Raw genomic sequence first — 12189 nt, forward strand, 5'->3', positions numbered from 1 at the left:
CCATCAAAGAAACCGAATTAGCCGGCCCTATCAAAATCGGCAGTCCGTAAGCCCTAATCCTGTACTGGCTTGTGCAACCGTAAAATCGTACTTTCGCGGACCCAAATCTGACCTCGGCAGGTATAGTGTATACCTGTTTGATGTTCACTTCCCACCTTCCCACCCCACCCGTTATGGAACTGGTAGCCACTGAAAACCAGACAATGATTGCCCAGATGGTGCGCGACTTCGGTGCGCAACACATCAAACCCCACATGATGGAGTGGGATGAAACCCAGGAGTTTCCCAAGGACGTATTTCATAAACTCGGCGAGTTGGGCCTGATGGGCGTGCTGGTGCCCCAAGAATACGGCGGCGCAGGTTTCGGTTACGTGGAGTATGTGACAGCCATTGCTGAACTAGCCAAAATCGACGGCAGCATTGGCCTGAGCATGGCCGCCCACAACTCACTTTGCACCGGTCATATTCTGCAGCACGCCTCCGAGGAACAGAAGCACAAGTACCTGCCGAAGCTGGCTTCCGGCGAGTGGATCGGGGCTTGGGGCCTGACGGAGCCCAACACGGGTTCCGACGCTGGCAACATGCGCACTGTAGCAGTGCTCGACGGGGACCATTACGTACTCAATGGCGCTAAGAACTTTATCACCCACGGCAAAACCGGCAACGTAGCGGTAGTTATTGCCCGTACCGGCGAAGTTGGCGACTCCCACGGCATGACGGCTTTCATCGTGGAGCGCGGCACGCCTGGTTTTGAAGCCGGCCGCAAAGAAAACAAGTTGGGCATGCGCGCCTCCGAGACAACCGAATTGATTTTCACGGACTGCCGCATTCCCAAGGAAAACGTAATTGGCAAGGTCGGTGACGGCTTTGTACAGTCGTTGAAGGTGCTCGACGGTGGCCGCATCAGCATTGCAGCCCTGAGCCTCGGTATTGCGCAGGGCGCGTACGAAGCAGCCCTACAATACTCCAAGGAGCGGTACCAGTTCAACCAGCCCATCAGCAACTTCCAAGGCATCAGCTTCAAGCTGGCCGATATGGCCACGGAAATTGAAGCGGCCTCGCTGCTCACTTATCGTGCCGCCGATATGAAAGACCGGGGCCTGAATGTGAACCGCGAGTCGGCCATGGCGAAGCTGTACGCCTCGGAAGTATCGGTGCGGGTGGCCAATGAAGGCGTGCAGATCTTTGGGGGCTACGGTTACACGAAGGACTATCCGGCTGAGAAATTCTACCGTGATGCCAAGCTGTGCACCATCGGGGAAGGCACTTCCGAAATTCAGAAGCTGGTTATTGCACGTACCATTCTCAAATAAGAATCACGGATTACGCAGTTTTGAGGCCGATTCGCCTGAGTAGTTGCTGTCTATCGGCCTGCCGATGATGGAAAAACACGGGAATCATTTTCAAATCTTCCAAATCAATGGTTATCTTTGCGGCCCATCCAGATTGGGGTTCCTAGTTCACTGAAGATATGATCATCGTCCAAATCAAAGAAAACGAGTCGGTTGACCGTGCGCTGAAGCGCTTCAAAAAGAAATTTGAGCGCACGGGCGTTCTGAAGGAGCTGCGTCGCCGCACGTTCTTCCAGAAGCCTTCCATTACCAACCGCAAGCAGAAGCAGAAAGCTATCTACAAGCTGGCGACGTATGGCCCTGATGCCGTTGAGGCGTAACCTACTCGCTTAACTGCCGGTAAGGACGAAAAAACCGGTCAATTTGCCGCTCTGGCGCGAATCGACCGGTTTTTTCGCGTTCTTATTGTTCTGTTTTTTTCCTGCGTTGAATTCCATACATTGGGTTTTCGGCCCGCAGAAGCTGGCCCTTTCGTATGGAATTGTTTTTTGACTACCTGCGGTTTGAACGGCGCTACAGCCCGCACACCGTGGTTTCTTACCAGACTGATTTACGGCAGTTTTCAGACTACCTGAAAACTACTTATGAACTGACTGAACCCGCCCGGGCCGACCATTTGCTTATCCGCTCCTGGGTGGTGGAGTTGATGCAGCAGCACCGCGACCCGCGCACGGTAAACCGCAAAATTGCCTGCCTGCGCTCTTACTACAAGTACTTGCTCAGCACCGGCGCTATTGCCAAAAACCCGATGCTGCGCATTACCTCGCCCAAAGTAGCCAAGAAGCTACCCGACTTTGTTCCAGAGGACTCGCTGAACGGCCTGCTCAACTCCTTCGATTTTCCGGACACCTTTCCGGGCGTGCGCGACCAGTTGATCCTGGAACTGCTGTATGGAACCGGCATACGCTTGTCGGAACTCATTGGTATCGGGCACGACGACCTGAGCTTACCGGGCCGCACGGTGCGCGTGACCGGCAAAGGCAACAAGCAGCGCGTGGTTCCCCTGAACCCTACCCTGCTAATAGTACTGGAACGCTATATAGCTCATCAGCAACGGGAATTTGTTGCCGGAAGCAACGCCCAACAGGTGCTCCTCGTTACGGATAAAGGAGAGCCGCTCTATGAAAAGTTCGTGTACCGCACCGTAAAGCACTATCTGAGCCAGATAACTACTGCCTCAGGACAGCAGCACCCGCACGTACTGCGACACTCGTTTGCCACGCACTTACTGAGTAAAGGTGCTGACTTGAACGCTATTAAAGAGCTGCTCGGGCACGCCAACCTAGCGGCCACGCAGGTGTACACGCACCTGAGTATTGACAAGTTGAAATCCGTATTTGAAAAGGCCCATCCGAAGGCCTGATTTGTTCCTTCTCTTACCCTTAACCCCACGACCCGATGAAAGTACAGATGCAATCGGTGCATTTTGACGCCGACCAGAAACTGCTCGACTTCATCCAGAAGCGCCTCGATAAACTCGAAACCTTCTATGACCGCGTGACTGAAGGCGAAGTAATTATGCGCCTCAATAACAAGGACGGTGTAGCCAATAAGACGGTGGAAATTAAGGTGCACGTCCCCGGCACCACACTATTTGCCCAAGAAGATGCGGCTTCTTTTGAAGCTGCTGCTGATGAAGCTGTTGACAGTCTGCGCCGCCAGATCAGCAAGCACAAAGAAAAGCTGGTGAGCCACTGAGTTCGTGACACCCTATAAAAAAAGCCCCGCCTGACAAAATCAGGCGGGGCTTTTTTTATAGTTGCCTATAGTTTATAGACCGAACTCGGCTTTGATTTTATCAACGTAGTCGAGCTTTTCCCAGGTGAAGGTTTCTACCGTGCGAGTGTTGCCCTGCGCGTCCTGCACCTGCTTGGTACCAGCCTCGCGGCCCATGTGGCCATACGCGGCTGACTCGGCGAAGATGGGGTTCTGCAGGCCCAAGCGCTGCACAATAGCATACGGACGCAGATCGAAGAGGTGCTGCACTTTTTCGGCAATCTGGCCGTCGGTGAGCTTTTCGCCGGTGCTGCCCACAGCTTTAGTAGTACCGTAGGTGGTTACAAACACACCCACAGGCTGCGCTACCCCAATAGCGTAGGCTACCTGCACCAGCACTTGGTCGGCGACGCCGGCGGCCACTAGGTTTTTGGCGATGTGGCGGGCGGCGTAAGCGGCCGAGCGGTCAACCTTGGAAGAATCCTTGCCGGAGAAGGCGCCGCCACCGTGGGCACCTTTGCCGCCATAGGTATCCACGATGATTTTGCGGCCGGTGAGGCCGGAGTCGCCGTGAGGGCCACCGATGACGAACTTGCCGGTGGGGTTGATGTGGTGCTTGATATCGGTGGTGAAGAGTTGCTGCACCTCCGGGCCGAGTTGGGCCTTTACGCGTGGAATCAGGATGTTGATGATGTCCTCCTTAATCTGGGCCAGCATCGTCTCCTCGCTGGCATCAAACTCATCGTGCTGGGTGCTGACCACGATGGTTTCGATAGCCTCAGGCGTGTTGTCATCGGCGTAGCGAATGGTTACCTGGCTTTTGGCATCGGGGCGCAGGTAGGTCATTTCCTGACCGGCCTTGCGGATGGCCGACAACTCGCGCAGCAACCGGTGCGAGAGGTCGAGGGCCAGGGGCATATAGTTATCGGTTTCCTTGGTGGCGTACCCGAACATCATACCCTGGTCACCGGCACCCTGGTCCTCCGCCACGGCACGCTCCACGCCCTGGTTGATATCGGCCGACTGCTCGTGCAGGCGATTCATCACCTCGCAGGTATCGGCGTTGAACAGGTACTCCGGCTTGTTGTAGCCGATGCGGCGAATTACCTCCCGGATGATGGGCTCGGCATCTACGTGCGCCGTCGATTTGATTTCCCCGGCTACCAGAGCGAAGTCGGTGGTGACCAACGTTTCGCAAGCCACCTTAGCGGTGGGGTCCTGACGCAGATATTCGTCGAGGATGGCGTCGGAAATCTGGTCGGCTACTTTATCAGGGTGGCCTTCCGAAACAGATTCGGAGGTGAACAGGTAGGGCATCAGCTTGAAAATGTAGGAGTACGCAAGGGGCCGGCAGCCCCTGCCCTGCCCCAACAGCTAGCGTGGGCAGGGCCGCAAAGCTACAAGTTTTCCGGCGGTTACTACGATGCTGATTGCCACTTGCCGGCGGGGAAATTCATAGCTGATTTCAACCCCCACCGGTGGCCTGCGTTTAGGGCAGCATCCTTTGACCTACGCTTTTCTCAGACCCAGCATGAAAAAACCGCTCCTCTTTAGCCTCGGACTTTGCCTTACCGCCAGCCTGCCCGGGCAGGCGCAAAAGGCTCCTTCCCCCTACAAAACGCGCTTTGCCATTGATGCTCCGGTTACGGCCGGTCTGGGGGCGCTCAGTGTCACAGGGCTATTGCTGGTACAGCAGAAAGAGGGGCTGACCGATGCCCAACTGGCGGCCCTCAACAAAAACGACATTCCCAAGTTCGACCGGTTCTCGGCGGGTTATTACAGCGACAAGGCCCAGACGGCCGGGGACTTGATTGTGTATCCGTCGTTGGTGGTTGCGCCGGCCCTGCTGGCCCTGGATGCTGACGTACGCGGGCGTTACGGGCAGGTACTGGGGCTGTATCTGCAAACAATGCTGGCCGCCGACGCCACCTTCACGATGAGCGTGGGGACCATTACCCGCTACCGGCCCTTCCTGTACGGGACGCAGGGCGGCGGTGACCGGAACAGTAAGATTTCCACCAACTCGTTTTTCGCCGGACACACGGCGCATACGGCTGCGGCTACGTTTTTCGCGGCCAAGGTATACCACGATTTCCATCCTGATTCCAAGCTGCAGCCTTTCGTCTGGACGGCGGCGGCGGTAGTACCGGCGGTGGAGGGCTATACCCGTCTCAAGGCTGGTAAGCACTTCCTTTCCGATAACATTGTGGGCTATGTGGTGGGTGCTACGGCCGGCATTGTGGTGCCCCAGCTGCACAAGAAGTCCAACGGCCTGAGCGTGCTGCCGGTGCAGGGCGTGAACATGAACGGACACGCGTACAGTGGCCTCTCGCTAACAAAGCAGCTGTAGCGCCTCACCTTTTTTTTAAATACCCCTAAACGATACGCAAACTGCCCGCTTACGCTACCTCAACAGTAACGTAAGCGGGCAGTTCGTGTATAGCAGAGCAATAGCTCGTTTTTAGGCTTGCACTTTTATCTCAGTTCCAAAGCGGGTGTGAAGCTCTGTACAGACACGAGGCGGCACGCGCAGGTATTCCACCACATCAGCAGTTTTTTCGGAGGACTTGCCGTTTTTATCCAGCTCAATCGTCACGTTTTCGAGGGAGAGGTAGCAGCATTCGGGGTCGGAGGGAGCCCGGTAGAAATGTAGGCGGCTAAACGGGGCCAGAGCCGTATCTTCATCCTGAAGGCGCACTTGAAGATGGTTCCAGTCGGCAGCTTCAAGGGCGGCTTTGGTAGCGGCGGCATCGATGAAGTGGATGGCACGCTGGGGCAGCGTGGTTTTCTCAGCCCACTCATCGGCCAGTTCCGAAAAAGGTACTCCGGCCTCACTGTGGGGCAGCATCCAAGCCAGGAATACGATAATCAGAAACTCAATCAGCCAAATCAGGTAGAGGAAAAATCCGCTAACGGTAACGCTGAAAATACTCCAGGTACCGTCTTCAGCCAGGCCGGGTAACACGCTGAATACAGCACCCGGGTTTAGCAGAGAGCCCAGAAATACGTCTTCCTGAAAGGTAGTGTGGGTAAAGGAAGCCCGACTGCCCAGACTTTCGGTTTCGCCGGCTCCGGCCAGCAGGGCGATGTACACGCACCACTGCACGTACCAGGCCCACACCCCAATAGCTACGCTCAGCCAGCCTACCAGCCTGGGGTTGCGCAGCTTACCGGCCCGCACCATCTTTTTCAGCGTCCACCCCAGGCCAAAGCCGAAACCCAGCGTAACGGCGAAATTGACGTAGATGAACGGAATATACCACACGGCATATACATACAGCAAGGCTAAAGGCACGGCAACCAATGCCCCCACTCCCAGCAGGCCCAGAATTCCGCTTACCGTGAAACGTCCGGAGGGTTGATAGTACAAGTCAGTCATAGAAAATCAGGAAAAGGATATAAACGCTCAAACCTAGACGTTTGGCGCATACTACACAACGCCACACGGCTATATTTCACTCAGGAGAACGGGCCGTATCGCAGCACCTGCCATAGGTGCCACCCCAGCGCCGCCATGCCCACAGCCCACCCGGTAGACCGTTGGGCCGGCAACCGCGCCAGCACTATGGCCAGTACCAGCAGGAGCAACGGCACCAGCGTGAAGGTGAGTCGCTCTTTGTAATACCCCAGCAACGCCAGAAACACCAACTGTAGCAGGAGTAAGGCTCCCAGTTGGGGCAGCGGATGCCCTGACTGCGTCGGGCGCTGCACCCGTAACCAGCCTGTCAGTCCCAGCGCGACCACCAGAAACGGACCGACAGCCGGGAGGGTCTGGAGAAAGCGCCGGAGATTGTGGGTAGCCAATTTCAGAAACGCAGGCAAGGGCTGCTGCCAGCTGGCCCGGAGCCACACCAGCTGACCGTAGGCTTCAGCTTCGTGGTTGTAGTACGCAACGCCGCGCAGTTTTAACAGGCCGATCCAGAGGATTGTGGGCAAGGCGAACAGACCGATTAGCAGCGCAAGGCGCACAGCCAGGACCGCACCTGATTTCGCTTTTTGCTGCCGCCACGCTTCGTATAACAGCACCGGCAGCCCCAGCACGAAGCTGCCGTATACCAGGGCCAGCAGCCCCCCCAGCACGGCCAGGCCCGGCAGCCGCGCCCGCCACTGCGGTGATTCACGCAACTGCAGTAGAACGTACAGCAGCAACAGCGGCACCAGAAAGGTGAACATTTGTTGATGCACCGTCCAGAAAAAGGCTTTGGTAATCTGATTCGACACCAGAAAAACCAACAGGGCCGCCAGCACCCAACGCCTCCCCTGCCCAGACGTGAGCCGGTAGTACAGGTGCCGGAACAGCAACAGCGCTGCCAGCAGCACCGCGTAGTTCAGCAGCACGTAGCCGATGTAGAAGCCCAGCAACGGCTGATATTTCCCAGGAAGCTTCTGCATCACCTGCTCCGGCAGCAGCCCGGCACGTTGCAGCCCCTGCACTGCCCAGGTAGCCGGGTAGCCCACCACCGTGCCCAGCAGAATAAACAACGGCCGCGACTGGCGCACCTCGCCCGGCTCCAGCAGATGGGCCGGGTGGCGGGCGTCTTCCATGTACACAAACCCGTCGCAGTTGGCCGTGAAGCCGGCGTGCGGGCCCAGGTGCAGGTAAGTGCCGCAGTATTCGTCGTCGGTGAGTGGGGCGGGCGAAAACCAGAACGAGCCCGTAGCCACCAGAATAAGCAGCGTGCAGGCCGCTATCCGGCGCAGCCAGCCCGACCAGTTTCCGCCCTCAGCCTTAGTTGCCACTGCTACCAGCGGCGCGGCCAGCGGGCGGCACGTTGCGCAGGTTAGTCTCGAACAGCTTAAGAATGCGCCGGTACTCGTCGGTCCAGGAGGACGGCTCCACAAAGCCGTGGTCCTCTACCGGATACACGGCCAACTCCCAGTTCTCCTTTTTCAGCTCGATGAGCCGCTGCGACAGGCGCACAATGTCCTGGAAGTGCACGTTGGTATCCACCATGCCGTGGCACATGAGCAGGGCCCCTTTCAGGCCGTTGGCGTAGTTGATGGGCGAGGAGCGGGCGTAAGCCAGGCTGTCGTTGTAGGGCTCGTTGAGGATGTTGTCGGTGTAGCCGTGGTTGTAGTGGGCCCAGTCGGTCACGGAGCGCAAAGCGGCCCCGGCCCTGAATGTTTCGGGCTGGGTGAACATGGCCATCAGGGTGATAAAGCCGCCGTAGCTGCCGCCGTAAATCCCAATGCGCTGGGGGCTCACGTCGTACTTCTCAGCCAGCAGTTTGGCCCCGTCTACCTGGTCCTGCAGGTCCTTGCCACCCATGTAGCGGTAAATGCCGGTGCGCACGTCGCGGCCGTAGCCGCTGGAGCCGCGGTAGTCGATATCCAGCACCGTGTAGCCCTTATCAGCCAGCAGGTTATGAAACATGTACTCGCGGAAGTAGGTGCTCCACCACTTGTGCGCATTCTGCAGGTAGCCGGCCCCGTGTACGAATATCACGGCCGGGCCCTGGGGCTGCCCGATGGCCGGGCGGTAGAGGCGGGCGTACACGTCGGCCCCATCCTGGGCCTTGTAGCTGATAACTTCGGGGGCGCGCCAGGGGTAGCTTTCGAACTCCGGGGTGGTGCTGTGGGTGAGGCGGCGCATCTTGGCCCCGGGCTTATTGTCCATCACGTACAGCTCCCAGGGCTGGTTGCTAGTGCTGTAACGCACGGCCAGGGTCTTTTCATCGGGCGAGACGCTGACCTCGTAGCCGCCGGGCTGGGTGGTAATCTGGGTGAGGGGGCCGCCCTCGGCGGGCATACGGTAGAAATGCTGCTCGCCGGGGTGGGTTTTGTTGGCCGTAAGGTACCACGTCTTCCGGTCCCGGCTCAGCTGGGCCCGCTGCACCTCGAACTTCCCGCTGGTCAGGGCCTTTTTCTGACCCGAGGTAACATCGACAGTGTACAGATGGGAATAGCCGCTTTCCTCACTCTGGAACCAGATGCGGCGCGAGTCGGGCAGCCAGCCCACGTTGCCCTCGTCGTAGCCGATGCCGGGGCCATTGATCCAGGCGTCGTCGTGCTGGCGGTCTAGGAGCCTAATTTGCTGGGTAGCGGGGTCCAGCGCCACAATCCACCGGTCCTTGTTGTCGGCACTGCGGATGACGAGGAACGCCTGCTGGCCGTTATCGGACCAGAACGGGCCGTAGGGCACCACGCGGCGCAGCTCGGTGGCGGGCTTCTCCTTTCTGGCGGCTTTGCTGGTATCGGCCGGCACGGGGGACTTGGCCTGCAGCTGGTACTCCTTGCGGTAGGCGGGCTGCTCGTCGAGGCCCTTCAGATCTTTGTAGCCCAGCACGAAGGTGGTGTCGCGGCCCACGTCGTAGAGACCCAGCTGGTAGGCGGTTTGGGCGGCCCCTACTTTGGTGCGGGTGTTGATGTCCTCAGTGAAGCCGGAGGCCGTCACGAAGTTGGGCACCAGGGCTACCTTTTCGCTGGAGGGCTCCTGGGTGAGCGTGTAGGTTATGTAGTGGCCATCGGGCGAAAGGCGCAGGTTGCGCACGGTTTGCGTCCCTAAATAGATGGCCTTGGGGCGCAGCCGGGCCAGGGCTTTCTGCTGGCGCTGCCGGGCTTTGGTGTCCTGCTCCTTGCCGCGCAGTACTTCAAACAAGGCCAGCTGCTGAGCTTTCAGATACTTTTCGCCTTTGTCGGTGGGTTCAGCCGAAGCCGGACGTGGACCACGGCGAAAATCGGTGCGCTGCACGGTTTCGCCGGTGACGGGGTCCCAGGTGAACAGGTTGCCGCCGCGCGTGTAGCTCACGGCGCGTTCCTGCAAGGCAAAACCGGGGTCGGTTTCCCGCTCGGCGGTATTCGTGACGCGGCGCACGCGCTGGGTTTTGAGGTCGAGCAGGTAAATGTCGCCGTCCTTCTCGTACACTTTGCGGGTGTAGCGCTGGTCGTACTCGCCGCTGCTGGCGGGCAAGGTCTGCTGCTCCCGCAGGCTTACTTTGCGCGGGGTGCCGCCCTGGGGCGCGAGGCGATACAGCGAGTCGCGGCGGGCTTTTTCGGGGTTCCAGTTGAAGTAGATAGTCTTGCCATCTTCGGTCCACTGCACATTGCCGGGCGAGCTGCCCAGCCACTGGGCCGGGTCGCGCATTATTTTCTCGACGGTAAGCGGGCCGAGTTGCTGGGCGTTGGTGGTAGAAAGGCCCAGCAGGAAGGCTCCTACGGGCAGCAACAGGTGTATGGGTTTGGGCATAGCGGCAGGGTGGTTGCAGTACCGCAACTTACGCGTTGCCGGGCAATGAATCATCGTAAGCAAGGGAGGGTTCACACTGATGCATTACCTTCCTCTCTACCTTCACGTTAAAATATACTTGGTTCTGTCTGGTCGTTTATTTTTAAATCTGTGGCTTTCAAGTTTGCTCCTATCACGTTTCACAATGGCCAGCCAAAGATCAATTTACTGGTCCTAGCAAGTTGGACGGTGCTGATCAACTCACTGATAATGGCCGTCTTATACTATCCTAAATTCTTTCCGCCGGACTCAAGCAAAATACACAATTTTGCCACCGTGCGCCGGGAAGGCACTGACTTACTTTCTTTCCCAGGTAGGCAGCATCCCTCCCAAATTATTCAGCACTTATCCGGAGGTGACACCGTACGAATCCGGTATGAGGTGACGAACGGCTGGTATCAAGTAGAGCTCCACCGTGTATCCTCCCTCAAAAACCAGCAGGTCAGTGGTTACGTGCAACTCCAATCCCTGATAGTCTCCGACTCCACACAACACTATCTACGTTCCTTCCATTAATCCAAATCGCTCTTGACACGCCCGCTAGCGAGGAACGCTGATTACATAAAAGCCTTGTATAACAGCAAAACAATCACACGCCCCCATTGGCCCACGCCTTCAGTTCGGCTTGGAGGTTGCGGCGGGGGGGGGCGGCGAGCCGGTCACGGAAGGCGGCGGTGTGGTAGAGTAGCGGTGTATTAAGCAGCTTTTCGAGTACTTGGCGGCGGCCCCGGCGGTAGAGGAAGTCGGGGATGAGGCGGTACTCCTGGCGCACTTGCCGGGCATACTGCCAGTAATCCGACTCGGTAGCACCCAGAATCTGCAGGTCGGCATCGAGGAAGAAGTGCAGGTCCGGGTCGGCGGGCTGGGGCTGGGTGTGGTCCTGAGTGCGCTCGATGAGGAAGGCCACGCGCTGCTGCCGCGCCACCGAGAGGTTGGTGTACTGCAGAAACTCCAGAGCCTGGGCCGCGCTGCGGGTTTCGTTATCGGAGCGGCGAGGGCTGTACACCACATCATGAAACCAGATGGCCAGTTCCACCACCTCCCGGTCCTGCACCAGTACGCCGTGGTGCTCCACCGCATCCAGCAGCGCCCGGATGTGAGGCAGAGCGTGGTAGTGTCGGTCGGAGCCGCCGTAGGCCGCTTCCAGCTGCTTGTAGGTAGCCGACTGCAACGCTTTATCGGAAAGTATAGGCGTCGTGAGACGCTGCCAGCGGGCAGCTAAGGTAGTAGTCGTAACCATCGGGCGGAAAACAGATCGGGGCAAATACGCTCAACCAGCGGAGGCCGGCAAACTGGCAGAATTAGACTGACAGATGTCATTTGGTAAGGCCGTAAACCGGCAAAAGGTTGCAGTCACAGCCGGTATTTGTGGTACGGCAGCGGCTTAATTGGCCGTGGGCGCGCCGTAGGGGTTGGGGCGGCGCACTTCCAGGTACCGTTCCGGTGCGGCCAGCTCCTGAAAGCCGAACGGCCGGTACAGGCCATGGGCATCGAGGGTAGCCAGCAGATGGCGGCGCAGGCCCTGTAACTCAGGATGACTCCACACTTCCTGCATCAGCTGCTTGCTCAGGCCCCGGCCCCGGAACTCGGGCAGCACGAATACGTCGCAGAGCCAGGCAAAGGTAGCCTTATCCGTGACCACGCGGGCAAAACCGGCCTGGCGGCCATCAGGGGCGTAGAGGCCGAAGTTGAGCGAGTGGGCAATGGCGCGCTGCACGGTTTCGAGCGGAATATTCAGTGCCCAGTAGGAGTCGTGCGCCAGGTAGTGGTGAATCAGCGCAATATCGAGGCGGGCGGGGTCGGTGCTGACGGTGAACATGAGCGAAAAGACGGGTGGCGACGAACAAGAACGAAAAGCCGCCGCAAACCCGCATGGTTTCTAATCCAAAATTGGCG

At 58.3% G+C, this 12189-nt stretch carries 11 protein-coding genes; 5 read left to right on the plus strand and 6 right to left on the minus strand.

All coding sequences use genetic code 11. From position 1 onward, the window contains the following. Positions 1 to 173: 173 nt before the first annotated feature. The 4 genes from HSW_RS19175 to hpf all read left to right on the plus strand — a co-directional run bounded on the left by HSW_RS19175 (position 174) and on the right by hpf (position 3050). Positions 174 to 1313 (plus strand): acyl-CoA dehydrogenase, encoded by a 1140-nt coding sequence (locus tag HSW_RS19175; RefSeq protein WP_044003322.1) that lies wholly within the window; start codon positions 174 to 176, stop codon positions 1311 to 1313. Between the two features lie 158 nt (positions 1314 to 1471). After that, positions 1472 to 1672 carry a 30S ribosomal protein S21 gene (gene rpsU, locus HSW_RS19180; RefSeq protein WP_044003323.1) on the plus strand — a complete coding sequence of 67 codons (201 nt, stop codon included), beginning with the start codon at positions 1472 to 1474 and terminating at the stop codon, positions 1670 to 1672. A gap of 155 nt (positions 1673 to 1827) precedes the next feature. Beyond that, positions 1828 to 2715, plus strand: a complete 888-nt coding sequence (locus HSW_RS19185; protein ID WP_044003324.1) for a tyrosine-type recombinase/integrase — start codon at positions 1828 to 1830, stop codon at positions 2713 to 2715. Between the two features lie 35 nt (positions 2716 to 2750). After that, a complete protein-coding gene (gene hpf / locus HSW_RS19190; RefSeq protein WP_044003325.1) occupies positions 2751 to 3050 on the plus strand; it encodes a ribosome hibernation-promoting factor, HPF/YfiA family in 300 nt (99 codons plus the stop codon). Between the two features lie 72 nt (positions 3051 to 3122). On the opposite strand, the gene metK is transcribed toward hpf, so the two are convergent. Continuing rightward, complete coding sequence (gene metK / locus HSW_RS19195) at positions 3123 to 4385, minus strand: methionine adenosyltransferase (RefSeq protein WP_044003327.1); 1263 nt, start codon at positions 4383 to 4385, stop codon at positions 3123 to 3125. Between the two features lie 214 nt (positions 4386 to 4599). Between metK and HSW_RS19200 the strand changes: the two genes are divergently transcribed. Then, positions 4600 to 5418 (plus strand): phosphatase PAP2 family protein, encoded by an 819-nt coding sequence (locus tag HSW_RS19200; RefSeq protein WP_044003328.1) that lies wholly within the window; start codon positions 4600 to 4602, stop codon positions 5416 to 5418. A 111-nt stretch (positions 5419 to 5529) separates the two neighbouring features. Here HSW_RS19200 and HSW_RS19205 read toward each other — a convergent pair whose 3' ends face one another. The 5 genes from HSW_RS19205 to HSW_RS19230 all read right to left on the minus strand — a co-directional run bounded on the left by HSW_RS19205 (position 5530) and on the right by HSW_RS19230 (position 12112). After that, positions 5530 to 6447: a hypothetical protein gene (locus HSW_RS19205; RefSeq protein ID WP_044003330.1), complete on the minus strand. Its 918-nt coding sequence runs from the start codon at positions 6445 to 6447 to the stop codon at positions 5530 to 5532. A gap of 80 nt (positions 6448 to 6527) precedes the next feature. Then, a complete protein-coding gene (locus tag HSW_RS19210) occupies positions 6528 to 7808 on the minus strand; it encodes a hypothetical protein (protein WP_044003332.1) in 1281 nt (426 codons plus the stop codon). Further along, positions 7798 to 10254: a S9 family peptidase gene (locus HSW_RS19215; protein ID WP_044003333.1), complete on the minus strand. Its 2457-nt coding sequence runs from the start codon at positions 10252 to 10254 to the stop codon at positions 7798 to 7800. The genes HSW_RS19210 and HSW_RS19215 overlap by 11 nt, the downstream gene beginning before the upstream one ends. A gap of 628 nt (positions 10255 to 10882) precedes the next feature. After that, positions 10883 to 11533, minus strand: coding sequence for an HD domain-containing protein (locus HSW_RS19225; RefSeq protein ID WP_155833062.1), 651 nt, complete (start codon positions 11531 to 11533; stop codon positions 10883 to 10885). Positions 11534 to 11677: 144 nt separating this feature from the next. Further along, positions 11678 to 12112, minus strand: a complete 435-nt coding sequence (locus HSW_RS19230) for a GNAT family N-acetyltransferase (protein ID WP_044003336.1) — start codon at positions 12110 to 12112, stop codon at positions 11678 to 11680. Positions 12113 to 12189: the final 77 nt, after the last annotated feature.

It is taken from the genome of Hymenobacter swuensis DY53, assembly GCF_000576555.1.
Classification (GTDB): Bacteria; Bacteroidota; Bacteroidia; order Cytophagales; family Hymenobacteraceae; genus Hymenobacter; species Hymenobacter swuensis.

Coding starts and splice junctions, on each gene's coding strand:
- HSW_RS19175 (WP_044003322.1), top strand. CDS start 174: ATGGAACTGGTAGCCACTGAAAACCAGACAATGATTGCCCAGATGGTG.
- rpsU (WP_044003323.1), top strand. CDS start 1,472: ATGATCATCGTCCAAATCAAAGAAAACGAGTCGGTTGACCGTGCGCTG.
- HSW_RS19185 (WP_044003324.1), top strand. CDS start 1,828: ATGGAATTGTTTTTTGACTACCTGCGGTTTGAACGGCGCTACAGCCCG.
- hpf (WP_044003325.1), top strand. CDS start 2,751: ATGAAAGTACAGATGCAATCGGTGCATTTTGACGCCGACCAGAAACTG.
- metK (WP_044003327.1), bottom strand. CDS start 4,385: ATGCCCTACCTGTTCACCTCCGAATCTGTTTCGGAAGGCCACCCTGAT.
- HSW_RS19200 (WP_044003328.1), top strand. CDS start 4,600: ATGAAAAAACCGCTCCTCTTTAGCCTCGGACTTTGCCTTACCGCCAGC.
- HSW_RS19205 (WP_044003330.1), bottom strand. CDS start 6,447: ATGACTGACTTGTACTATCAACCCTCCGGACGTTTCACGGTAAGCGGA.
- HSW_RS19215 (WP_044003333.1), bottom strand. CDS start 10,254: ATGCCCAAACCCATACACCTGTTGCTGCCCGTAGGAGCCTTCCTGCTG.
- HSW_RS19225 (WP_155833062.1), bottom strand. CDS start 11,533: ATGGTTACGACTACTACCTTAGCTGCCCGCTGGCAGCGTCTCACGACG.
- HSW_RS19230 (WP_044003336.1), bottom strand. CDS start 12,112: ATGTTCACCGTCAGCACCGACCCCGCCCGCCTCGATATTGCGCTGATT.